Raw genomic sequence first — 21,642 nt, forward strand, 5'->3', positions numbered from 1 at the left:
GGTTTGCGTTAAGGCGGTAAGCATCAGACTTAGAACGACATAAGTTCGAATTCTGAGTCAGTGTAAACGCGAAATGCTTTAGGACGCCGAGGGGTGCAGGGCGGGACGGTAACCCGCCTTGAGGACCGCGACGGTGGGGGCCGGGGTCAGGACGGTGACGCGGCCCGATCCGGGGCGCGGTGAGCTTGCACCGTAGCCGGACGGTGACCACGGCAGGAGGCGGTCGCCGAGGATGAGGGCGGGGGTCCTGGCACCCCGGATGAAGGTGCCGTCGGGGAGGTCGGTCAGGTCGGCCTCATGCGTTCGTTGTACGCGCAGGCGCGGGACCACGCGGGCCTCATGCAGCGTGGCGTCGATCTCTTTTGCCGAGGGTTTGCTGCCGGTCGTCTTTGCCCAGGCTTCGCGGAAACGGTTGTAATCCGCGCAGGGTCGATGACCGGCCGCGAGTGCCAACGCTTCGTCGAGGAAGAACAACTCCGTATAGCAGCCGGGCTGCATGAGCTTCCGCTCCCGGCCCTTGAATTCCAGCACACAACACACCCAGTTGCGGTGGCGAAAAGGGGCGGTGATCCGACCCATATCGTCATGGAGAATCCCACGATTGCCCATGAACATCCCCCGCGCAGGATCGGCGACAATCGCCCCCTCGGGCGTGATGCGGTTCTGGCGGGTCATCACCGCATCCGAAGCGCGCCGTCGAGGCGGATCACCTCGCCGTTCAGATACCCGCATTCGACGATGAAGCGGGCGAGGGCCGCATATTCCGCCGGATCGCCCAGCCGTTTGGGATAGGTCACTTCCGCCGCGAGGCTGTCCTGCACCTCTTGCGGCAACCCGCGCAGCATCGGCGTGGCGAAGATGCCCGGCGCGATGGCGCAGACGCGAATGCCGGCGCTGGCCAGATCGCGCGCGGCGGGCAGGGTCAGCCCGACGATGCCGCCCTTGGACGCGGCATAGGCCGCCTGGCCCTTTTGCCCGTCAAAGGCCGCGATGGAGGCGGTGTTGACGATCACGCCCTTCTCCGCCCCCTCATTCCGCGCCATGACCTCGGCCGCGAGGCGCATCATGTTGAAGCTGCCGACAAGGTTGATGTCCACCGTCCGGCGAAAGCTGGAAAGCGCATGCGGCCCCTCGCGGCCCAGCGTCTTTTCCCCGATGGCGATGCCCGCGCAGTTGACCAGCACGTCGATGCCGCCCATCGCCCCGGCGGCCGTGTCGATGGCGGCTTTGGCCGACCCCTCATCGGTCACGTCCACGGCGACAAAGCCCGCGCCGATCGCGTCGGCCTGCGCGGCCCCGGCATCCGCATCCCGGTCGGCGATGGTGACCGTGGCGCCCGCATCGCGAAAGGCCGCCGCCGTCGCCGCGCCAAGGCCCGAGGCGGCCCCGGTGACGATGGCGCGTACATCCTTCAGTTGCATCGCATCCCCCCTGAAATGAACACCCGTTCAGATAAGGCTAGAACCACGTGATTGTGAAGTCCAGCGGGGATTTCCGCCGGGTCTGGCCCGTCCTGTCGGCTGGCTCTGGCCGGGTTGGCACACATCGCCCTCAACGCTCTTCACGCCAGTGTGAGACCCCCTTGGATCGCGCGGTTAGGGCGTTAGCTCTACCCCTGCGTGTCGGGCCGGGAACGGGAGGCTGGGGTCCCGCGTTGCGCATGCAGAACTATAAACGAGCATTGAATGGAGACAGAGATGAATACTCCGAAGAACGTCCTCCTCGGGACTGCCTTTGGCGCGCTGATGGGCGTTCCCGCCTTTGCAGGCGGCCTCAGCCAGCCGGTGACAGAGCCCGCGCCGATGGCCCCGGTGGTGCAGATCGCCCCGTCGCAGGACTGGACCGGCGGCTATGTCGGCGCCCAGCTTGGTTATGCCGACGGCGAATATGGCCCCGCCAGCGGCGACAACTGGACCTATGGCGTGCGCGCGGGCTACGACTGGGACTTCGGCAACTGGGTGCTGGGGGCCGGGCTTGACTGGGACAAGACCGATGTCGATCTGGGCGGCGGGCCGGACAACCTCGATTCCATCGCGCGGCTGAAACTGCGCGCCGGCGCCGATCTGGGCCGGACGCTGGTCTATGCCACGGCGGGCGCGGCCCATGCCAAGGCCGATATCGGCGGGGCGAGCCTGTCCGATACCGGCTGGTTCGCGGGTCTGGGCGCCGAATACGCGATCAACGACCGCTGGACGGTCGGGGGTGAGGTGCTTCAGAACGAGTTCGACAATTTCGACAAGACCGGCGTCGACCTGAAGGCGACGACCGCGACGGTGAATGTGGGATTCCGCTTCTGATCCTGCCGGTGCGATCCTGAAAGATGGGGCCGTCCTTCGGGGCGGCCCCTTGCCGTTCCGCCCTACCAGCGCCCGCTGGCGCCGCCGCCCGAGGATCGCCCGCCGGAGAACCCGCCACCGCCGCCCTGACGTCCGCTGGCGCCGATCCTCTCCTCGCGTTCTTCCCGGTGGTCGCAATTGCGGCATTCGGTCAGGATACGCGCGGTCCCCGGCGTCCCCGGACCGGCATGCACGATGGTAGAGCGGCTGCGGTTCAGCGTCCGTTGCCCGCAGGCGGGGCAACGCTTCAGCCCGGCGGCAAGGTCGCCGATCTTGCGGCCAAAGAGGGCAAAGCCCGCGATGGCGGCAAAGCCGATCCCGAAAAGCCAGCTTCCGATCCTGTTGCCGTTCGTTCCCGGCCGGTCGGGCAGGGGTTCGGGCGCCAGCCTTGCCGCGTGACGGCGCGCGATGCGGTCGGCCACCGCCTCCATCCCGGTCTCGATCCCGTTGGAATAATCGCCTTCGCGAAAGGCGGGAACCAGCCAGCGGCTGACGATGTCCTGCGCAAGGACGTCATAGCCCTGGTCATAGCCCGCGCCGAGTTCGATCCGCGTCTCCCGATCCTCGGGCAGGACCAGAAGCAGGATACCGTCATTGCGCTCGGGGTCGCCGATGCCCCAGCCGTTGAAGAGCCGCGTCGCGAACCCTTCAAGCGGGACGACCGGCGGGTAATCCTTCCGCGTCGGCAGGGTGACCACCGCCGCCTCGACGCCGGTATCGCGGCGCAGGCCCGCCAGCAGCGCGTTCAGGCGCCGTTCCGCATCGGGCGTCAGCAGGTCGGCGATGTCGGTGACGGCCCCGTCCGCAGGCGCCGGATAGGGGTTGGCCAGCACCGGCGCCGAGAGCCACACCAACCCGAGAACAAGCGCGAGACTGCGCAGCATACTGATCTCCGTCAAACCTTTGCGGCGTCATATCCCCGATCCGGTATCGAAGGTCAAATGCCGCTGCGATCCGTTCGACGGGGAGTTGTTCTTTCACGACACCCGATCCCGTGACGCGAATTTCGGTTGCATATGGGCCACGCGGCGTTAATTGCTCGCCCCGAAGGCATGATAACGCCAAATTAACTCCGCAATCGTCGCATAGTCAGCGGCGAAGAGTTTGATTCGACGTTTTGGGCATAGAGTGGAGCGAAAGATGCGTATCGGTAATCGACTGGTGAAACTGGCAAGCGCGATGGCGCTGGTGGTCCTTGCAGGGTGTTCGGGAACGTTCCGCACCTATTATGACGACCCGGTGCCAGCCGCCCAATCCGCCAACTGGCGCCTGTCCTCGGTGCATGTCACCGCGCCGCGTTCCCTCGTCGTCTCGGAAGAGGAAGTCTTCGTGCCGAAGGCCGACATCGTCTGGCGCGAGGACCCGTCGGGCAACCGCTATGAACAGGTCGAGGCGCTGATGCAAAGCGCCATCGCGCGGGGCGCGGCGGGGCTGCACGGGTCGCGCCCGGTCACGATCGAGGCGACGATGGTCCGCTTCCATGCCATGACCATGCTGGCCGAGGCGAAGGCACCGGCGGGGGTTCACAACGTCGAATTCAACATGACGATCCGCGATGCCCGCACCGGCGCGGTGCTTTACGGCCCGGAATTCGTCGAAGCCTCTTTCCCGGCGATGACCGGCGCCCAGATGGCGCGCGCACGGGCGGCGGGGCAAAGCCAGCGCAGCCAGATCTCCAACAACGTCGCGCTGACGATCCGCGGCCTCTTGGGCCTTGGCCCCGACGCGCGCAAGACCTTCTCCGGCATCGGCGCCTGATAGTCACGGGTCCGGGCCGTTCAGCCCCCGTCACGCGGGGGCAGGGCGGCCTGCACCTTTTTCGGCAGCGCGGCGCGGATCAGGTCATAGGACCGCAACAGCCGGTGGCGCAGCTCATCCTCCGCCGTCCCCTCGGGCAGATAGACCCAGGAGCGGTGGAAATAGGGCGCGCGTTCGGCCACCCCGGCCTCGATCAGCATTTCCGCCGTCTCGACACTGTCGGTCTTGACCGAAAGCCCGGTCTGCACCGCGCCGATACAGGCGAACATCTTGCCGCCGACCTTCCAGGCATCATGCCCGCCACCCCAGGGGTCCGAGACGTCGGCCCCAGGCAGCGTTTCGCAGATGGCACGGGTTGCGGCGCGGATCATCCGCCAAGGATGCCACGGGACAGGCGGCGCGGAAAGCCTTTGCATGACGGGAAGGCAGGCGCTATCACGTCGGGTATGAGAACGCATCGCATCATCACCTGCTGCATTACCGGCTGACATCGTCAGGCGGGCCGTTCTTTCTGTTTCCAAGCTGAAAAGAGACTGCTAAGCCCGCCGCCGGGACGCGCGCGCGAAGGAAAAGGCATGACCGAGATCAGGCTGACGAACACCAAGACCCGCAAGAAAGAGGTCTTCACGCCCATCGACCCGGACAACGTGCGGATGTATGTCTGCGGCCCCACCGTCTATGACCGCGCCCATCTGGGCAACGCCCGCCCGGTGATCGTCTTCGACGTGCTCTACCGGCTTTTGCGCCATGTCTATGGCGCGGACCACGTCACCTATGTGCGCAACTTCACCGATGTCGACGACAAGATCAACGCCGAGGCGCAGCGGCGCAAGGCGGCCGGTGACCCGCGCAGCCTTGAGGAGCTGATCCGCGAGCGGACCGAGGAGACGATCGGCTGGTACCACGCCGACATGGACGCGCTTGGCGCGCTGCGCCCGACGGTGGAGCCGCGCGCGACCGATTTCATCGGCCAGATGATCGGCATGATCGAGGGGCTGATCGCCAGCGGTCACGCCTATGCCAAGGACGGCCATGTGCTGTTCCGGGTGCGGTCCTATCAGGGCTACGGCAAGCTGTCGGGGCGCACGGTCGACGACATGATCGCCGGGGCAAGGGTGGAGATCGCGCCCTTCAAGGAGGACCCGATGGACTTCGTCCTCTGGAAACCCTCCGACGCCGACCTGCCGGGCTGGGAGTCGCCCTGGGGCCGGGGGCGGCCCGGCTGGCACATCGAATGCTCGGCCATGAGCCATGAGTTGCTGGGCGACAGTTTCGACATCCACGGCGGCGGCATCGACCTGCAATTCCCCCACCACGAGAACGAGATCGCCCAGTCGAAATGCGCCCACCCCGAGGCGGAATTCGCCAAGGTGTGGATGCATAACGAGATGTTGCAGGTCGAGGGCAAGAAGATGTCGAAATCGCTCGGCAACTTCTTCACGGTGAGGGATTTGCTGGACAAGGGGATACCGGGCGAGGTGATCCGGTTCGTGTTCCTGTCGACGCATTATTCGAAGCCGATGGACTGGACTTTGCCGAAGTCTAGAGAGGCGATACGCACCCTTCGCGATTGGATCAGCGTTGCAGAACAATCCGCACAGGTACCAAATGCTGAGGTAATCGCGGCACTAGCTGATGACTTAAACACCTCGTTGGCAATCACGAAGCTTCACGAGCTCTTTAGTGGCGGCTCATATGCGGAACTTACCGCATCTGCCAAGCTTCTAGGTTTCGATTTGCTTGCCTTGAAATCGGCCAGTTGGGCAACACCCTTCGAGCGGCGTGATCTCGTTGAGTGGCTGGACTACAACGCAACGGTAGGAAGCCTCGGATGGGGACATTTCTCCGAAGATACCGTCACCGCAATTCACAACCTTCTTCGCCGCTGGATGACATTGCGGTGGGAAGCAAAGTGGAGCCAAGCGGATGACCTAAAGCGATCCGCCGAACTGATTGGGCTGAGATTTGAAGTGTCTAAATCAAAGGATGGAACGTCGTCTGGCACAGCGCACATTGAAGGAGACTTCGACCCCGCCAAGCTGGAGGCCCTGAAATGACCTCCGCAACGTCCGTTCCGCGCCGAACACAGGTTTGCCCCCGGCCCGAGGGTGGGGGCGATTTCGCCCCCGCCCTGGGGGGCGGGTCGGGGGCGAACCGGTTCGCAGGCGAACCGGGGCAGGCTTTCACATTCGCGGTTCGCTTGAGCGACGGGACGGGCGCTGCGCGCGGCCTTGCCGCGCGCTTGGTCGGGGGCGGGTCGGGGGCGAACCGGTTCGCAGGCGAACCGGGAAGAGCCGTTGCAACCCCCGTCCCGGACCCGATCCGGGACCTCCTCCCGCTGAAACAGAGGCCCCGGCGCGGGGGCCGGGGCGCGATGGGGGCAGGGCGCGGTGTCGCCGGAAGGCGCGCAGCCCCCGTCCCGGACCTGATCCGGGACCTCGCCCCAACAGACAGGCGCCTGGCCCTGAACGGGGGCGCGCTATGACCCGTGAACGCCTCTATCTCTACGACACCACGCTGCGCGACGGCCAGCAGACGCAGGGCGTGCAGTTCTCGGTCGCCGACAAGGTCCAGATCGCCCATGCGCTCGACCGCATCGGCATCGACTATATCGAGGGCGGCTGGCCCGGCGCCAACCCGACCGACAGCGACTTTTTCGCGGCCCGGCCCCAGACCCGCGCCACCTTCACCGCCTTCGGCATGACCAAGCGCGCCGGGCGGTCGGCCGATAATGACGACGTCCTCGCCGCGGTCCTGAACGCCGGGACCCCCGCCGTCTGCCTCGTCGGCAAGACGCATGACTTCCACGTCACCACCGCCCTCGGCATCACGCTCGACGAAAACCTCGACAACATCGCCGCCTCCGTCGCCCATATCGTCGCGAAGGGGCGCGAGGCGCTTTTCGATGCCGAACATTTCTTCGACGGCTGGAAGGCCAACCCGGATTACGCCACCGCCTGCTGCAAGGCGGCCTATGACGCGGGTGCGCGCTGGATTGTCCTCTGCGACACCAATGGCGGCACCCTGCCGCCCGACATTCAGGCCGCCACCCGCGCCGTGATCGCGGCGGGCGTCCCCGGCGACCATATCGGCATCCACACCCATGACGATGCGGGCCTTGGCGTCGCCAATGCGCTCGCCGCCGTCACCGCGGGCGCGCGCCAGATCCAGGGTACGCTGAACGGGCTTGGCGAACGCTGTGGCAATGCCAACCTCACCAGCCTGATCCCGACACTGCTCTTGAAGGAGCCCTATGCCAGCGCGTTCGACACCGGCATCACGATGGACGCGCTGAAAGGGATGACGAAGGCGAGCCGGATGCTCGACGACATCCTGAACCGCGTGCCCTTGCGCAGCGCGCCTTATGTCGGCGCCTCGGCCTTTGCTCACAAGGCCGGCCTTCATGCCAGCGCGATCCTGAAAGACCCCTCGACCTACGAACATGTCGACCCGGGGCTGGTCGGCAATGACCGGCTGATCCCGATGTCGAACCAGGCCGGGCAGTCGAACCTGCGCGCCCGCCTCGCCGCCGCCGGGATCGCGGTGGACCCGAAGGACAGCGCGCTCGCCCGCATCCTTGACGAGATCAAGGCGCGTGAGGATCAGGGCTATGCCTATGACGGCGCGCAGGCCTCGTTCGAGTTGCTCGCGCGCCGCGAACTGGGGCTTCTGCCCGATTTCTTCGAGGTCAAGCGCTACCGCGTGACGGTGGAGCGGCGGAAGAACAAATACGACCGGATGGTGACGCTGTCCGAGGCGGTCGTGGTGGTCAAGATCGGCGGGCAGAAGGTGCTGTCGGTCAGCGAAAGCATGGATGAAAGCGGATCGGATCGCGGCCCGGTCAACGCGCTCGCCAAGGCGCTTGGCAAGGATCTTGGCCCCTATCAGGCCTGCATCGACGACATGAAACTGGTCGATTTCAAGGTGCGGATCACCCAGGGCGGGACCGAGGCCGTCACCCGCGTCATCATCGACAGCGAGGACAGCGCGGGCCATCGCTGGTCCACGGTGGGCGTCAGCCCGAACATTGTGGATGCGTCGTTTGAGGCGCTGCTGGACGCGATCATCTGGAAGCTTGTTCGCGACAGGATGCAGGCGGGATGAGCCTGATGGCCTGCGCGGAACGGGTGGAAAAGGGCGATCCCGACCGTTTTGCCGCCACCATGGCCGCGCCGCCTGCCGCCCGCGCGCACCTCTGGCCGCTTTATGCCGTGAACCTTGAAATCGCCCGCGCGCCCTGGGCCTCGTCCGAACCGATGGTGGCCGAGATGCGGCTGCAATGGTGGATCGACACGCTGGGGGAACTGGCCGAAGGCCGCGACCGCAGCGGCCACGCGGTGACCGAGGCGCTGGCCCCGATCCTGCGCACCGACCCCGACATCGCGCGGCTGCTCCAGAACCTTGCCGAGGCGCGGCGCTGGGATTGCTGGGCGGAACCGTTCGCCGACCGCGCCGCCTTCGATGCCTATCTCGACGCCACCTCCGGCAACCTCGCCTGGGCCGCCGCCCGCGCGCTTGGCACCGCGCCCGATGCCGAAGCGGCGATCCGCGATTTCGCCTGGGGCGCGGGCCTTGCCCAATGGTTCCGCGCCGCGCCGGAGCTTGAGGCGCGCGGCCGCTTCCCCTTCACCGACGGGCGCCCCGCCACCCTTGCGGCGTTGGCCGCCGAGGGCCGCGCCCGAATCGCCCGCGCCCGCGCCACCGGCATTCCCGCGCGCGCGCGCCCCGCGCTCTGGCCCGGCGCCACCGCCGCCGCGACCCTGCGTCTGGCGGAACGCGGCCCCGCCCGGATCGCGAACGGGGCGCTGGCGCCCTCCGATTTCCGCAAACGCGCCACACTCCTCTGGCGCGCGCTCACCGGCACGTTCTGACTTCTTTGTTGCAAAAGTACTCCGGGGGTGCGGGGGCTGGCCCCCGAGCCACGGCCCTCACGCCTCGCGCGGACGCATCACCAGCCAGATCAGCGCCCCGCCCGCCAGCACGAGGAAGGGCAGCATCGCGATATTCACCGCCTGCCAGCCCGCAACGACGCTTGTGCCGGAGCAGTTCATCAAGCCCCCGGAGGAGAGCGAGGCAAAGGTGACCCCGCCAAAGACGATCAGGTCGTTGATCCCCTGAATCCGTCCCCGCTCATGCGGTTCATGGGCCGAGGACAGCATCGCCGTCGCGCCGATGAAGCCGAAGTTCCAGCCGATCCCCAGCAGCACCAGCGCGATGAAGAACTGTTCCAGTTCCACCCCCGACAGCGCCACAGCGCCGGCGGCGGCAAGGATCGCCAGGCCGATGCCCACGATCAGCGGCGCGCCGTAGCGCGCGATCAGGTGGCCGGTGAAGAAGGACGGGATATACATCGCCAGAACATGCGCGGTCACGATATGGCCCGCATCGTCGGTGTCATAGCCGCAGCCGACGACCGCCAGCGGGGTGGAGGTCATCACAAGGTTCATCAGCGCATAGCTGACCATGGCGCAGATCATCGCGACAAGGATCATCGGCTGGCGCAGCAATTCCCCCCGGCTGCGGCCCAGCGTCACGCCGCCCGGCTCGGGCATCGGGCGCGGGATGTCGAGGAAGAAGAACAGGGACGCGCCGACGACGTTCAGCGCGATCACCGCCAGATAGGTGCCGTAGAAGGCGACCGGCAGCGCATCCGCCGTCGCGGTGGCCAGTTGCGGGCCGATCACGGCCGAAACAAGCCCGCCCGCCATGACCCATGAGATTGCCTTGGGCCGGAACGCGTCGGAGGCCATGTCGCCCGCCGCGAAGCGGTAAAAGCCCTGCGCCGACATATAGGTGCCGGTGACAAGCGAGCCGAGAAGGAAGACCCAGAAGGACCCGATCGACAGGCCATAGGCCGCGATCGTGGCCCCTGCCGCCCCCGCCGCCGTGCCGATCCAGAATCCGACACGCCGCCCGAAACGCCCCATCAGCGCCGACATCGGCGTGGCCGACAGCATGGACCCCAGCACGATCATCGAAATCGGCAGCGTTGCCCAGCAGGGGTTCGGGGCCAGCATCTGCCCCGCCAGCCCGCCGACGACGAAGATCATCGGCATCTGCGCGCCAAGGATCGCCTGCGCGGCGATCAGGACCAGCACATTGCGGCGCGCGCGCGCGTCGTCATCCTGCGGCAGATCGGGGGTTGCGGTGGACATGACTGACTCCCTAGCCCCGCGCCACGCGGCCCACAAGGACCCGAGGCAGCGCAAAATTGTCGCGGTGACAATTCTTGTCTCAGGCGTCGGGCGGGACGAGGCCGAGGCCGCGCAGGTAGATGCCGATCCCGCTTTCCAGCAGATCCTCGGGCGAATAGGGCGAGCGTGTCCCCGGCTGGCCGCGCGCGAAGAGTTCCACCACGCCGTGGCTCATCGCCCAGATATGGGCGGCGAACATCGAGGCGGGCGGGCGGCGGCCTTCGGGGATGTGCTTCGACAGTTCCTCGGCCGCGCGCAGAAGGACCCCGCGCGCCCGCTCGGCGGATCGGGCCAGATCGGGGTTGGAATTCAGCGAGATGCCGCTTTCGAACATCGCCGGATAATGGCCCGGAAACTTGCGCGCGAAGGCCAGATAGGCCCGCCCCGTCGCTTCGAACGCCGCAAGCGCCGAAGGGCGGCCGCCGTCATAGGCATGGTCCAGAAGGTCGGCGAAGATCGCAAAGCCCTGGCGTGCCACCTCGGCGATCAGGTCGTCGCGCCCGGCGAAATGGCGATAGACGGCCGCCGGGGTGACGCCCGCCGATTTCGCGGCATCCGAAAGGGTAAAGCCCTGCGGCCCCTGCGCCTCGATCAGCTTCAGCGTCGCCTCGATCAGCGCCTGACGCAGGTTGCCGTGGTGATAGCCCCGTTTAGGCATCGAGCGTCTTCGGCCCGCCGCAGATGCTGCCATCAACCTTGCCGATGGCCTTTGCGTCCTTGCGGGCATAGTCGACGGCGTTCAGCACGGTCTGGATGGCGGCGATGCGGGCGCGCTTCTTGTCATCGGCGCGGATCACCGTCCAGGGCGCGACATCGGAATGGCTGCGTTCCAGCGTCTCACGGATCGCATCCGTATAGGCATCCCATTTCTTCAGCCCCTCGACGTCGATCCAGCTCAGCTTCCACTGTTTCAACGGGTCGTTCTCGCGCGCGAGGAAACGGCGAAGCTGCTCGGCCCGCCCGACGTTCAACCAGAGTTTGACGAGGATGATCCCCTCATCGACCAGCATCTTCTCAAACCCCGGAAGCTGCTTGAAAAACAGCTCCCTCTGATCGTCCGTGCAAAAGCCGAAAACCTTTTCGACCACGCCCCGGTTGTACCAGGACCGGTCGAAAAGCGCGACCTCGCCCGCCGCCGGAAGCCAGTCGATATAGCGCTGGAAGTACCACTGCGTCGCCTCGCGGTCGGTGGGTTTCGGCAGCGCGACGATATAGGCATTGCGCGGGTTCAGGTTCTCGCGCAGCCGCTCGATGGCGCCGCCCTTGCCGGCCGCATCGCGCCCCTCGAACAACACGCAAAGCCGTTTGCCCTTTTCGCGCAGGTCATAGAGCATCTTCACAAGCTCCACCTGCAAGCGCTCCATCTGTTTGTCGTATGCCTTCCCCTTCATCTCTTCGTCATAGGGGTAGCTGTCGGACAGCATGTCGTCCTTGCCGGCCTTCTCGATGGCCTTGCGGATTGCGGCGGGGGCATCGTTTTCCAGAAACGCGGTGATGTCGCCGACGAAGGGAATATCGGGCGCGGCGGCCCCGTCCTTGCCGGATTTCGATGTCGCCATGGCGGTGTCCTCGGTCTGTCGGTTGAACGCAGTATGGCGATCCGGCCCGGCGGCGCAACGCCCCGCCGCGCCGTCAGCGCGCGGTCTGGCCGATCCGGTCCATCTCGAACGGGGTCGATTGATAGATCTCGTTGATCCAGTTGCCGTAAAGCAGATGCGCATGGCTGCGCCAGCGGTTCAGCGGCCGGCGTGACGGATCGTCGCCGGGAAAGTAGTTGACCGGGATCTGGATCGAGGCGCCCGCGACCTGGTTGTTCGCAAGGTCACGCTGATATTCCTCGTTCAGGGTGCCGCTGTCATATTCGAAATGGTTGAAGACATAGATCGCCCGGTGGCCGGGATCCTCGACCAGCGCCGGGCCGACCTCATCCGAGTTCAGGAGAAGCCGCAGACCCGCCGCCTCGATCTCGTCCCGCCGCATCTCGGTCCAGCGGCTGACAGGCATCACGAAATCGTCGGAGAAGCCGCGCAGATAGCCGCTTTGCGGGGCAAGGTTGGTGTGGCGGTAGCAGCCGAAAAGCTTGTGGTCGAGAAGGTATTTCTTCACGCCATGGAAATGGTTGATCATCGCCATCCCGCCCCAGCAGACGCCGAAGGTCGAATGCACGTTGGTCTGGGTCCAGTCCATCACCTCGCAAAGTTCGTCCCAATAGGTCACCTCTTCGAACGGCAGGTGTTCGATGGGCGCGCCGGTGATGATGAGGCCGTCGAACTTTTCCTCCTTCACCTCCTGAAAGGGGCGGTAGAAGGCCTCCATATGTTCGGCGGCGGTGTTGCGGGCCTGATGCTCGCTCATGCGGATCAGTTGAAAGTCGATCTGAAGGGGCGTCGCGCCGATCAGCCGGGCGAACTGGTTTTCGGTCTGGATCTTCTTCGGCATCAGGTTCAGAAGGCCGATCCGCAGGGGCCGGATGTCCTGATGGCTGGCGCGGGCGGGCGACATCACCATGACGCCTTCCTTCGACAGCACGTCAAAGGCGGGAAGCGTCTCGGGCAGGGTGATGGGCATCTGATTTCTCCTGTGATGTCCCGGAGATAGAGCGGTCAGCCGCGCGCCTCAAGGGCCTTGGCGATCAGCGCGTCGAACTCCGCCGCACTCTGGATGCGCGCGACCTCGGCCGCCGGAACCGCGACGCCCCAGTTCCGCGCCATCGCCGCATAGGCGGGCTGGCGATGGGCGAGGACCTGGGAATAGCCCCAGCGCAGGAAGGCGTCGGGATCGACCTTGTCTTCGGTCAGGTTGTTTTCGTCCAGGTAGCGCGCCCAGATCGTGTTCAGGAATTCCGGCTGGTAATAGATCGGCTTCGGCGCGCGGTCGAAGCGGCGGATCAGGTCGGCGGTGTTGGCCTCTGTCCCCTCGATCCAGACCAGAAGCAGGTTGTCCGACAGCGCCGTCAGCACCGGGTCGGCCGGATCGTCGGGGTTGACCACCTCACAGATCGAGCCGCCGGAATCGCAGACGAAATTGTCATAGCCGTAAAGCTCCCGCGCGCGGTCGATGAAGCGCGGCGTATCAAGCAGGGCAGAGATTTCGGCCCCGCGATGCTGATCCTGACGGCGCAGGTATTCTGCGAAAGGCACGCCACCCTTCGCCGGATCGCCCGGCTTGCCGAGATAGGTCGAGAGCGGCGCGAGGTTGTTGAAGGTGATGTTGGAAGAGATATGGACGGAATCCGTCAGCAAAAGCTCCCGCAGGAGCGGGACCTTCATCGCCTCGCGCTTGAAGTTGTCCGAGATATATTCGCCCATGTAGCGGGTGCCGATCCGGTAGTCGATCGAGTAGTGGAACCAGTCCCCCGCCGCCCGCAAAAGGTTGGAGACATGGGTCTTGCCCAGCCCCGACATGCCAAAGAGAAGCACCTTCTTGCGCGGCGCGGCGCGCCAGTCGGAAGCGTTTTGATAGATCATCGGTCCCATCCCGGTTGGTCGGCGCCTGACTATAGCATTTCGGGTTTGCAGTGAATCAGAAATCGAACTTATTTTGTTCGAATTCTGATACTTACTTTCTCAATGCAAACCCGAAACGCTTTAGCCGGAACCGGAACGGATTTCACGCGCTTTCTTGTGTCCGGGCGCGGCGTTTCGGCCCGATGCGGCCATCAAGGATCAGCAGGCCCAGCGCCAGGATGCCGAAACCCAGATAGGCCGTCAGCGGCAGCGCCTCGCCATAGACCAGTGCGCCCAGCGCGATGGCAAAGGGCGGGATCAGCAGCGTGACAAGGCTGAGATTGCCCGCGCCCGCGACCTGAAGGACGGCGTAGTACAGCAGATAGGCGAGCGCCGAGGCCATCAGCGCAAGGTAGGCCAGCGCCGCCCATGTCGCGGGGGCGTAGCCGAACGTCGGGACCCCCTCGCGCCAAAGCGCCAGCGGGATCATCACCAGCGCCGCGCCCGTCACCATCCCCGCCGCCGACACCTCGGGCCGCAGGCCCTTCAGCGCCACGCGCCCATAGGCCGCCGCACAGGCGTAAGAGAGGCAGGCCCCGAGGATCGCGATCTGCCCCAGCGACCGGGGATCGAACGCGAAAAGATGGCCCACCCCCATCGCCATCGCCACGCCGGTGAAGCCCAGCGCGACGCCAAGCCCCTTGCGCAGGGTCAGCCTCTCATCCGCGAAGACCAGCGCCGACAGCAGGACCGCGAAGATCGCCGTCGCCGCGTTGAGGATCGCGGCAAGGCCCGATTCCACCTGCGTCTGGCCCCAGACGATCAGCGTGAAGGGGATCACGTTGTTCAAAAGCCCCATGATCAGGAACCGCCCGGCATGGCGCCCGCCCGGAAGCGCCAGCCCGCGCCAGAAGATCCAGCCCCAGAGGACAATCGCCGCGCCCCCGACCCGGAAGGCAACGGTGGTCAGCACGCCGACCTCTTCCAGCGCCGCGCGGTTGGACAGGAACGATCCGCCCCAGATCAGCGCAAGCAGAAGGAGAAGCGCCCAGGCGCGGGGGGAGAGGTTCTGTTGGGGAATATTCCGTGTCATGGCGCGTTGCTACCCGCGCCCGCAGCCCCCCGCCACCCGGAACTTGCGCATAGGCGAAACGGAAACGGCCCCGCGCGATGGCGGGGCCGTCCGTCGGTCGGTGACCGAAAGCTCAGAACGTATAGCCGACGCGGATGCCGACGCCGATGCCGTCATTGCCCTTGAACTGCGAGCCGATGCTGGTCGTCGTCGCATCGCCGATGTCGTAATAGCTGACGGCGCCGGTGATCTCGACATTGTCGACCTTGTAGGTCGCGGCCAGCGCGATGCTCTTGTAGCCATCGGTCGGGGCAAGGTTGCCGACCGGCACGCCTGCCTTCGGTTCATAGCCAAGCACGACCGCGCCGGACCAGTTTTCGTTGAACTTGCGGCCAAGGCCCAGCGTATAGGTCAGCACGTTGCTCTTGCCGTCGGCCAGCGGGTTCGCGGGATATTCCGGCGGCGCGATGTTGAAGCGCGTCCATTCACGCCATTTGACCGAGCCGAACAGAAGCGTGTCCTTGGCGATGCCGGTCTGGAACTCCAGATGCACCGATTGCGGGATCTCCACATCGAAGGGGTTGGCCGAATTGTCGGTGAAGGTATGCGTGATCGCCGAATTGTAGGTCAGCGAGACCCGCAGCGCGATGTCCGGCTTTTCATACGCCACGCCCAGGACATAGCCCAGATCGTTCTGCCGATCGACGCTCAGCGCGTAGGGGCCACCGCCCGAGGGCAGGTTCAGCGAGGCATCGGTCGACTGAAGACGCAGGCCGCCATAGGCGCTGAAATTGCTGGGGAAGCGATAGCGCAGAAGGCCGGTGACGGCCGTGGACTTCACCTCGGCCGTCGCGCCGGTGAACGGATAGCCGGTCCCCGTCGGATAGCTGACATCCGCCCCGATCGGCTGGTCCACGATCACCGCCATGTCAAGCTGATCGCTCAGCGCGCGCTTGTAGGCGAAGGAATAGGTCACATAGTCCCCGGCCATGTCGCCGCTGGAGACCGCGCCCATGAAGACGCCGCTGACCGAGGGCTGAAAGCTCCCGAGGCTGAACTCCATGTAATTCCCGCTTTTGAACAGCGGCGCGACAGACTGGTTTGAACGCTCGATCCCCCCCGCAAGGGCGGAGCCGGCACCAAGCGCGAGGATACTCGCAGTCGTAAGAACACGTCCCATCACACTCATCCCTAACGTGTTGGTTCTTGATTGCGTCAGAGTGACGCGGGCAGAGGCCTGCGTCAATTCGTGACGCTGCGTAGCGGGCTAAACCGTGCGGTCTGTGGCCGGTTTGCCCCGGCTTTCGGCCCGCAGGTTCAGCCAGTTGGCGCCGAAGATCACCGCGCCGCCGACGATGACCCAGCGGTCGAAGGGTTCGGCGTAAAACAGCATCCCGATGATCGCGATCAGCGGCAGGCGCAGGAAGTCGATGGGGGTCACGATGGTGGCGGGCGCCAGTGACAGCGCCTTGGTCAGGCCCAGATGCGCGACGATGCCGGACACGCCCATCACGAGGACCCAGGGTACGACAGGGGCCGAGGGCAGGGCGATGTCACCGTCCCACCCGGCCGAGATCAGCGCGAAAACACTCTGCGTCAGCGTCAGCCAGAAGAGGATGCAGAAGACCGAGACGATCCGCGTCAGCCGTTTCGTCAGGATCGCCGCGCCCGCAAAGCTGACCGCGCAGCCCAAGGCCACCAGAAGTCCGAAGGACAGGCCATCGGCGCCGAAGGGCCGCGCGACGATCAGGATGCCGGAAAACCCGATCAGCGCCGCCACCAGCCGCCGCCGCGTGAGTTGTTCGGACAGGAAAAGCGGCGCCAGCAGCGCCACGATGATGGGCGAGGAAAACTCCACCGCGAAAAGCTGCGCCATCGGGATCAGCATCAGCGCGATCAGCCACAGGACCTGCCCGGCGAAATGGATGCCATGGCGGATGATTTGCAGGTCAAGCCTGCGGGTGGTGATCTCTGCCATCCGCCCCGAGACGACAACGACCGCCAGCACCAGAACGAAGCCGATCAACGAGCGGTAGAGCATCATCTCGAACGGATCGAGGTCCCGCGCGATCTGACGGCCCGAAACCGCCAGCGCGCAGAAGCCGAAGATCGAACAGCTCATCCACAGCGCGGCGGCAAGCGGCCGGTTGTCGGTCTGGTAAGAGGGCGCACCACGAAACATGCGCCCCTGATCGCCGCTTGCCGCGCCATTGTCCAGCGCCCCCGATGCGCGGCCCCTCTGCGTCAGCGCGCAAGTTTTCGGGCCACCGGACAATTTGCCGCTCGTCCGACTCAGCCGTTCCATGCAAGATGAAGAAAAATCGACAAGGGGCAGGCAGATATGGCATTTCACCCACCGGCACCCACGCCGCCCGGTCTGTGGCGGCGCACGCCTCCGGCCATCTTTCCGTCAATCATGGGGCTTTTCGGCCTTGGCATCGCCTGGCGGCGGGGTATCGCGGTTTTTGGCCTGCCCGACGGGCTGAGCGAGGCGATCCTTGGCGCCACGACGCTGCTTTTCCTTTTTGCGGCGATGGCTTACGCCGTGAAGCTGATGCGCCGCCCGACCGTCCTGGCCGAGGATCTGAGGATTCTTCCGGGGCGCGCGGGGGTCGGCACGGCGGTGCTGTGCATCTACCTTCTGGCGATGACCGTCACGCCCTATGACGCGGCCTCGGCGCGCGCGATTCTCATGGCCGGGCTGGCGGTCCACAGCATCTTCGTGCTGGTTCTGATCTATGTCCTTGCCACCGGCCCGGCGCCGCAGCGGCGTGTGACGCCGGTCTGGCATCTGAACTTTGTCGGCTACATCATCGCCGCGCTGGCCGCCGTAGGGCTGGGATACGAGGCGATGGCGCTGATCCTCTTCGGCCTTTCCGCGCTGATGGCGGCCTTCATCTGGGCGGTCAGCATCGAGCAGTTCGTGCGTGAGGATGTGCCTGCGCCGCTGCGCCCGCTTCTGGCCATTCACCTCGCGCCTGTGGCGCTGCTGGGCCTTGTCGCGAAGGGGCTGGGGATGGAGGCCGTCACCATGGGCTGCGCGGGCATCGCCGGGCTGATCGTGCTGTGGATGCTGGCACGGCTGCGCTGGCTGACGGAGTCGGGGTTTTCCGCGCTTTGGGGTGCCTTCACCTTTCCCATCGCCGCGACCGCCTCGCTCTGGCTGGTGCTGGGCGGGGCGTGGCGCTGGCCGGGGCTGGCGCTGCTGACCGTCGCGACCATCGTGATCCCGGCCATCGCCTTCAAGGTGGTGCAGGCCTGGGCCAAGGGGCAGCTTGCCGTCAAGACCAACGCCGCGATTGCCTGAGGGCAGGGGTCAGAGCCGCCTGACCCAGGCCCGCGCGATGGCCAGCCCCGCCGCATCGGCCGCCGCGCCATGGGCGGCCTCTTCGTCCGGGTAGCGGTCGGTCCAGTCGGGCCGCATCCGCGCCACCGCCCCGGCGAACCCCTCGGTCCAGGCGCGCACGACGCTGCGGTTGGCCTCGAAGTGGAACTGCATCCCATAGGCGGCGCGGCCCCAGCGATAGGCCTGCATCGGCACGACCTGACCCGTTGCTAGCCGCTCCGCACCGGGCGGCAGGGTGAAGGTGTCGGAATGCCATTCGAAGCTGCGGAAGGACGGCCCGGCCGCGGACAGTACCGGATCGGCGCGCCCGGCCTCGGTCAGCCCGATTTCCGTCCAGCCGAATTCCGGCGCGGTGCCAAGGCTGTTTTCCCCGCCCAGCCCGCGCGCAAGGACCTGACTGCCAAGGCAGATACCCAGCACCGCGCGCGCCCCTGCGGCCGCCTCGGCCATCAGTGCGGCCAGCGCGGGCAGGTAGGGGTGGCGGTCGTCGTCCAGCGCCGACTGTTCGCCGCCAAGGACCGCCAGCCCGTCGAAACCTTCGGCCAGCGTCGGCAAAACACCGTCGCGATGGGGGTGATATTCGACCACCTCCACGCCCGCCTCCGTCAGCGCGACCCCGACCTGTCCCATATCGGACGGGTCAATGTTGTGAACCACCGCAACGCGCATCCTGTCCCCCCGTTCGCCGCCCCCCACGATCATCATCCTGCGGTCGGGCGCAAGGGCAACCGCAGGATTTTCGGTTTTGCCCTTGCGCTTCGCCCCATCCCGTGAAACAGGGAAGCGCCAAACGAAAACTCCCCCAATGAGGTGCGCCATGGAGATTCGCGAGGCTCTCACATTCGACGATGTTCTTCTGGTTCCCGCGGCATCGAACGTGCTGCCGTCCGATGCCGATACGTCGACCTTCGTCACCCGCTCGATCCGCATGAACATCCCGCTTCTGTCCTCGGCGATGGACACGGTGACCGAGGCGCGCATGGCCATCGCCATGGCCCAGGCGGGCGGGATCGGCGTCATCCACCGCAACCTGGGGGTTGAGGAACAGGCCGCGCAGGTCAGCCGCGTGAAGCGCTTTGAAAGCGGGATCGTCTACAACCCGATCACGCTCACCGCCGACCAGACCGTCGGCGACGCGCGCCAATTGCAGGAACGCTACAACGTCACGGGTTTCCCTGTCGTGGACAAAGTCGGTCGTGTGGTGGGGATTGTCACCAATCGCGACATGCGCTTCGCCTCTGACGACAAGACCCCGGTCAGCGTTGTGATGACTGGTGAGGATCTGGCGCTGCTGCGCGAGCCGGTGGATCTGGATGAGGCGAAAAGCCTGATGAAGGCGCGCCGGATCGAGAAACTGCTGGTCACCGATGGCGCGGGCAAGCTGACCGGCCTTCTGACGCTGAAGGACACCGAAAAGGCGGTGCTGAACCCCCATGCCTGCAAGGACGATCTGGGGCGGCTGCGGGTTGCCGCCGCCTCCACCGTCGGCGATGCGGGCTTTGAACGCAGCCAGGCCCTGATCGAGGCGGGCGTGGACCTTGTCGTCATCGACACCGCGCATGGCCATTCCGAGGGCGTCGCGCGCGCGGTGGAGCGTGTCAAGGCGCTGTCGAACAGCGTGCAGGTGATCGCGGGCAACGTCGCCACGGGTGAGGCGACGCGCGCGCTTCTGGGCGCCGGGGCCGACGCGGTCAAGGTCGGCATCGGGCCGGGGTCGATCTGCACCACGCGGATCGTCGCGGGCGTCGGCGTGCCGCAACTGACCGCGATCATGGAAAGCGCCGCGGCCGCCGGGGACATGCCCGTGATCGCCGATGGCGGCATCAAGTTTTCCGGCGATTTCGCCAAGGCCATCGCGGCGGGGGCATCCTGCGCAATGGTCGGATCGGCGATCGCCGGAACCGATGAAAGCCCCGGAGAAGTCATTCTTTATCAGGGGCGTAGCTTCAAAAGCTATCGTGGCATGGGAAGTCTGGGCGCCATGGCGCGCGGCTCTGCCGACCGCTATTTCCAGAAGGATGCGGCCAGCGACAAACTGGTGCCGGAAGGGATCGAGGGGCAGGTGCCTTACAAAGGCATGGCGGCGGCGGTGCTGCACCAGCTGGTGGGCGGCCTGCGCGCCGCAATGGGCTATACCGGCAACCGCACCGTGGAAGAGATGCGCAAGAACTGCAATTTCGTCCGCATCACCGGGGCGGGTTTGAAGGAAAGCCACGTCCATGACGTGCAGATCACGCGGGAAAGCCCGAACTACCGGATCGGCTGATGCGCGGGCCGTCTGAATGACCCCCGAAGCGCGCATCGCGGCGGCGATCCCCATTCTTGATGCCGTTCTGGGCGGCCAGGCGGCGGAGCAGGCGCTGACCCGCTGGGCGCGCGGCAGCCGTTTCGCGGGATCGCGCGACCGGGCGGCGGTGCGGGACCATGTCTATGACGCGCTGCGCTGCCGCCGGTCTTTCGCGGCCCTTGGCGGGGCGGAGACGGGTCGGGGCCTGATGATCGGCCTGCTGCGCGCGGGCGGCGTGGCGCCGGAAAGCCTGTTCACCGGCGCGGGCTACGGCCCGGAGCCGCTGACGGCGGAGGAGGGGGCGCTGCCCCCGGACCTGACCACGCTGCCGCGCGGGGTGCGCCTTGACTGCCCCGACTGGCTGCTGCCCGACTTCGACGCGGCTTTGGGCGATAGCGCCGATGAGGTCCTTGCCCGGATGCGCCAGCGCGCGCCGGTCTGTCTGCGCGCCAATGCGCGTCAGGGGCGTGAGGCGGCGGCACGGGCGCTGGCGGCGGAGGGGATTGAAACGATCCTCGCAGATGGGGCGAGCTTCGCGCTGGAAGTGGTTGCCAACGCACAGAAAATCAAGACATCAACGGCCTATTCCGAGGGACTGGTGGAGCTTCAGGACCTTTCCCCCCAATGCGCGGTCGAGGCGCTGCCGCTGCAAGACGGGATGCGGGTGCTGGACTATTGCGCGGGCGGCGGCGGCAAGACGCTTGCCATGGCCGCGCGGGCCGATCTGGCCCTGACCGCGCATGACGCGATCCCCGCGCGGATGAAGGACCTGCCCACCCGCGCCGCCCGCGCAGGCATTGCGGTGACGCAGGCCGACACCGGGGCGCTGGCCAAGATGGCGCCCTTCGATCTTGTCCTGACCGACGTTCCTTGTTCCGGCACCGGCACCTGGCGCCGCGGACCCGAGGCGAAGTGGACGCTGACGCCGGATCGTCTGGCTGACCTTCTGACGCTGCAAGCCGACATCCTCGACCGTGCGGCGGCGCATGTCGCCCCTGGCGGCTGGCTGATCTACATGACCTGTTCGCTGCTAAGCCCTGAAAATCGCGGCCAGATCGACCGATTCCTGGCCCGAAACCACGGCTTCGCCCTGCGACATGAGCGCCTTTTCACCCCCCTTGAGGGCGGTGACGGTTTCTATGCCGCACATCTCTCACGCGTCTGACTTAAAATTTGCACAATTTTAGATTGTGAAATGACGAC

Annotated in this window: 21 protein-coding genes; 8 read left to right on the forward strand and 13 right to left on the reverse strand. The window is 66.2% G+C overall.

Annotation, left to right across the window (positions count from 1 at the left end):
- Positions 1-78 precede the first annotated feature (78 nt).
- Both LX70_RS01300 and LX70_RS01305 read right to left on the reverse strand, forming a co-directional pair.
- Positions 79-675, reverse strand: coding sequence for a hypothetical protein (locus LX70_RS01300; RefSeq protein ID WP_105512728.1), 597 nt, complete (start codon positions 673-675; stop codon positions 79-81).
- Complete coding sequence (locus LX70_RS01305) at positions 675-1,421, reverse strand: SDR family NAD(P)-dependent oxidoreductase (RefSeq protein ID WP_105512729.1); 747 nt, start codon at positions 1,419-1,421, stop codon at positions 675-677. Before LX70_RS01305 ends, LX70_RS01300 begins: the two co-directional genes overlap by 1 nt.
- 276 nt (positions 1,422-1,697) lie before the next feature.
- Between LX70_RS01305 and LX70_RS01310 the strand changes: the two genes are divergently transcribed.
- Positions 1,698-2,297, forward strand: a complete 600-nt coding sequence (locus LX70_RS01310) for an outer membrane protein (protein ID WP_245884891.1) — start codon at positions 1,698-1,700, stop codon at positions 2,295-2,297.
- 62 nt (positions 2,298-2,359) lie between these two features.
- Here LX70_RS01310 and LX70_RS01315 read toward each other — a convergent pair whose 3' ends face one another.
- Complete coding sequence (locus LX70_RS01315) at positions 2,360-3,220, reverse strand: TPM domain-containing protein (protein WP_105512730.1); 861 nt, start codon at positions 3,218-3,220, stop codon at positions 2,360-2,362.
- Between the two features lie 256 nt (positions 3,221-3,476).
- On the opposite strand from LX70_RS01315, the gene LX70_RS01320 reads away from it, so the two are divergent.
- Positions 3,477-4,094 (forward strand): DUF6778 family protein, encoded by a 618-nt coding sequence (locus tag LX70_RS01320; RefSeq protein ID WP_146111525.1) that lies wholly within the window; start codon positions 3,477-3,479, stop codon positions 4,092-4,094.
- Between the two features lie 20 nt (positions 4,095-4,114).
- Here LX70_RS01320 and LX70_RS01325 read toward each other — a convergent pair whose 3' ends face one another.
- Positions 4,115-4,465 (reverse strand): MmcQ/YjbR family DNA-binding protein, encoded by a 351-nt coding sequence (locus tag LX70_RS01325; RefSeq protein WP_105512732.1) that lies wholly within the window; start codon positions 4,463-4,465, stop codon positions 4,115-4,117.
- Between the two features lie 204 nt (positions 4,466-4,669).
- Here LX70_RS01325 and cysS point away from each other — a divergent pair, with 204 nt between their 5' ends.
- The 3 genes from cysS to LX70_RS01345 all read left to right on the forward strand — a co-directional run bounded on the left by cysS (position 4,670) and on the right by LX70_RS01345 (position 8,965).
- A complete protein-coding gene (cysS, locus tag LX70_RS01330) occupies positions 4,670-6,151 on the forward strand; it encodes a cysteine--tRNA ligase (protein ID WP_105512733.1) in 1,482 nt (493 codons plus the stop codon).
- Positions 6,152-6,575: 424 nt separating this feature from the next.
- Positions 6,576-8,198 (forward strand): citramalate synthase, encoded by a 1,623-nt coding sequence (gene cimA / locus LX70_RS01340; RefSeq protein WP_105512735.1) that lies wholly within the window; start codon positions 6,576-6,578, stop codon positions 8,196-8,198.
- Complete coding sequence (locus LX70_RS01345) at positions 8,195-8,965, forward strand: squalene/phytoene synthase family protein (protein ID WP_105512736.1); 771 nt, start codon at positions 8,195-8,197, stop codon at positions 8,963-8,965. The genes cimA and LX70_RS01345 overlap by 4 nt, the downstream gene beginning before the upstream one ends.
- Before the next feature lie 57 nt (positions 8,966-9,022).
- On the opposite strand, the gene LX70_RS01350 is transcribed toward LX70_RS01345, so the two are convergent.
- The 8 genes from LX70_RS01350 to LX70_RS01385 form a co-directional block, all read right to left on the reverse strand.
- Positions 9,023-10,249, reverse strand: coding sequence for an MFS transporter (locus tag LX70_RS01350; RefSeq protein WP_105512737.1), 1,227 nt, complete (start codon positions 10,247-10,249; stop codon positions 9,023-9,025).
- Between the two features lie 79 nt (positions 10,250-10,328).
- Entirely contained in the window at positions 10,329-10,946 is a 618-nt protein-coding gene (locus tag LX70_RS01355) for a TetR/AcrR family transcriptional regulator (RefSeq protein WP_105512738.1), read from the reverse strand.
- Positions 10,939-11,847 (reverse strand): polyphosphate kinase 2, encoded by a 909-nt coding sequence (ppk2, locus tag LX70_RS01360; protein ID WP_105512739.1) that lies wholly within the window; start codon positions 11,845-11,847, stop codon positions 10,939-10,941. The genes LX70_RS01355 and ppk2 overlap by 8 nt, the downstream gene beginning before the upstream one ends.
- 73 nt (positions 11,848-11,920) lie before the next feature.
- On the reverse strand, positions 11,921-12,856 hold the full coding sequence (metA, locus tag LX70_RS01365) for a homoserine O-acetyltransferase MetA (RefSeq protein ID WP_105512740.1): 936 nt from the start codon (positions 12,854-12,856) through the stop codon (positions 11,921-11,923).
- Positions 12,857-12,891: 35 nt separating this feature from the next.
- Positions 12,892-13,755, reverse strand: a complete 864-nt coding sequence (locus LX70_RS01370) for an ATPase (RefSeq protein ID WP_105512741.1) — start codon at positions 13,753-13,755, stop codon at positions 12,892-12,894.
- A gap of 142 nt (positions 13,756-13,897) precedes the next feature.
- Positions 13,898-14,827, reverse strand: coding sequence for a DMT family transporter (locus LX70_RS01375; protein WP_105512742.1), 930 nt, complete (start codon positions 14,825-14,827; stop codon positions 13,898-13,900).
- Between the two features lie 112 nt (positions 14,828-14,939).
- Positions 14,940-15,986: a hypothetical protein gene (locus LX70_RS01380; RefSeq protein ID WP_105512743.1), complete on the reverse strand. Its 1,047-nt coding sequence runs from the start codon at positions 15,984-15,986 to the stop codon at positions 14,940-14,942.
- An 87-nt stretch (positions 15,987-16,073) separates the two neighbouring features.
- Positions 16,074-16,988 carry a DMT family transporter gene (locus LX70_RS01385; RefSeq protein ID WP_245884892.1) on the reverse strand — a complete coding sequence of 305 codons (915 nt, stop codon included), beginning with the start codon at positions 16,986-16,988 and terminating at the stop codon, positions 16,074-16,076.
- A 159-nt stretch (positions 16,989-17,147) separates the two neighbouring features.
- Here LX70_RS01385 and LX70_RS01390 point away from each other — a divergent pair, with 159 nt between their 5' ends.
- Positions 17,148-18,113: a TDT family transporter gene (locus tag LX70_RS01390; protein ID WP_105512744.1), complete on the forward strand. Its 966-nt coding sequence runs from the start codon at positions 17,148-17,150 to the stop codon at positions 18,111-18,113.
- 9 nt (positions 18,114-18,122) lie between these two features.
- Here LX70_RS01390 and LX70_RS01395 read toward each other — a convergent pair whose 3' ends face one another.
- The gene (locus LX70_RS01395; RefSeq protein WP_105513543.1) at positions 18,123-18,821 is read right to left on the reverse strand and encodes a type 1 glutamine amidotransferase; all 699 of its coding nucleotides are present in this window, start codon (positions 18,819-18,821) and stop codon (positions 18,123-18,125) included.
- 148 nt (positions 18,822-18,969) lie between these two features.
- Here LX70_RS01395 and guaB point away from each other — a divergent pair, with 148 nt between their 5' ends.
- Both guaB and LX70_RS01405 read left to right on the forward strand, forming a co-directional pair.
- A complete protein-coding gene (gene guaB, locus LX70_RS01400; protein WP_105512745.1) occupies positions 18,970-20,418 on the forward strand; it encodes an IMP dehydrogenase in 1,449 nt (482 codons plus the stop codon).
- A gap of 16 nt (positions 20,419-20,434) precedes the next feature.
- Complete coding sequence (locus LX70_RS01405) at positions 20,435-21,604, forward strand: RsmB/NOP family class I SAM-dependent RNA methyltransferase (RefSeq protein ID WP_105512746.1); 1,170 nt, start codon at positions 20,435-20,437, stop codon at positions 21,602-21,604.
- Positions 21,605-21,642 lie beyond the last annotated feature (38 nt).

This window comes from Albidovulum denitrificans (genome assembly GCF_002973535.1).
Taxonomy (GTDB): Bacteria; Pseudomonadota; Alphaproteobacteria; order Rhodobacterales; family Rhodobacteraceae; genus Albidovulum; species Albidovulum denitrificans.

Bases quoted from the DNA above. Each gene is read 5' to 3' on its own strand.
- LX70_RS01300 (WP_105512728.1), bottom strand. From the start codon at position 675: ATGACCCGCCAGAACCGCATCACGCCCGAGGGGGCGATTGTCGCCGAT.
- LX70_RS01305 (WP_105512729.1), bottom strand. From the start codon at position 1,421: ATGCAACTGAAGGATGTACGCGCCATCGTCACCGGGGCCGCCTCGGGC.
- LX70_RS01310 (WP_245884891.1), top strand. From the start codon at position 1,698: ATGAATACTCCGAAGAACGTCCTCCTCGGGACTGCCTTTGGCGCGCTG.
- LX70_RS01315 (WP_105512730.1), bottom strand. From the start codon at position 3,220: ATGCTGCGCAGTCTCGCGCTTGTTCTCGGGTTGGTGTGGCTCTCGGCG.
- LX70_RS01320 (WP_146111525.1), top strand. From the start codon at position 3,477: ATGCGTATCGGTAATCGACTGGTGAAACTGGCAAGCGCGATGGCGCTG.
- LX70_RS01325 (WP_105512732.1), bottom strand. From the start codon at position 4,465: ATGATCCGCGCCGCAACCCGTGCCATCTGCGAAACGCTGCCTGGGGCC.
- cysS (WP_105512733.1), top strand. From the start codon at position 4,670: ATGACCGAGATCAGGCTGACGAACACCAAGACCCGCAAGAAAGAGGTC.
- cimA (WP_105512735.1), top strand. From the start codon at position 6,576: ATGACCCGTGAACGCCTCTATCTCTACGACACCACGCTGCGCGACGGC.
- LX70_RS01345 (WP_105512736.1), top strand. From the start codon at position 8,195: ATGAGCCTGATGGCCTGCGCGGAACGGGTGGAAAAGGGCGATCCCGAC.
- LX70_RS01350 (WP_105512737.1), bottom strand. From the start codon at position 10,249: ATGTCCACCGCAACCCCCGATCTGCCGCAGGATGACGACGCGCGCGCG.
- LX70_RS01355 (WP_105512738.1), bottom strand. From the start codon at position 10,946: ATGCCTAAACGGGGCTATCACCACGGCAACCTGCGTCAGGCGCTGATC.
- ppk2 (WP_105512739.1), bottom strand. From the start codon at position 11,847: ATGGCGACATCGAAATCCGGCAAGGACGGGGCCGCCGCGCCCGATATT.
- metA (WP_105512740.1), bottom strand. From the start codon at position 12,856: ATGCCCATCACCCTGCCCGAGACGCTTCCCGCCTTTGACGTGCTGTCG.
- LX70_RS01370 (WP_105512741.1), bottom strand. From the start codon at position 13,755: ATGATCTATCAAAACGCTTCCGACTGGCGCGCCGCGCCGCGCAAGAAG.
- LX70_RS01375 (WP_105512742.1), bottom strand. From the start codon at position 14,827: ATGACACGGAATATTCCCCAACAGAACCTCTCCCCCCGCGCCTGGGCG.
- LX70_RS01380 (WP_105512743.1), bottom strand. From the start codon at position 15,986: ATGGGACGTGTTCTTACGACTGCGAGTATCCTCGCGCTTGGTGCCGGC.
- LX70_RS01385 (WP_245884892.1), bottom strand. From the start codon at position 16,988: ATGTTTCGTGGTGCGCCCTCTTACCAGACCGACAACCGGCCGCTTGCC.
- LX70_RS01390 (WP_105512744.1), top strand. From the start codon at position 17,148: ATGGCATTTCACCCACCGGCACCCACGCCGCCCGGTCTGTGGCGGCGC.
- LX70_RS01395 (WP_105513543.1), bottom strand. From the start codon at position 18,821: ATGCGCGTTGCGGTGGTTCACAACATTGACCCGTCCGATATGGGACAG.
- guaB (WP_105512745.1), top strand. From the start codon at position 18,970: ATGGAGATTCGCGAGGCTCTCACATTCGACGATGTTCTTCTGGTTCCC.
- LX70_RS01405 (WP_105512746.1), top strand. From the start codon at position 20,435: ATGACCCCCGAAGCGCGCATCGCGGCGGCGATCCCCATTCTTGATGCC.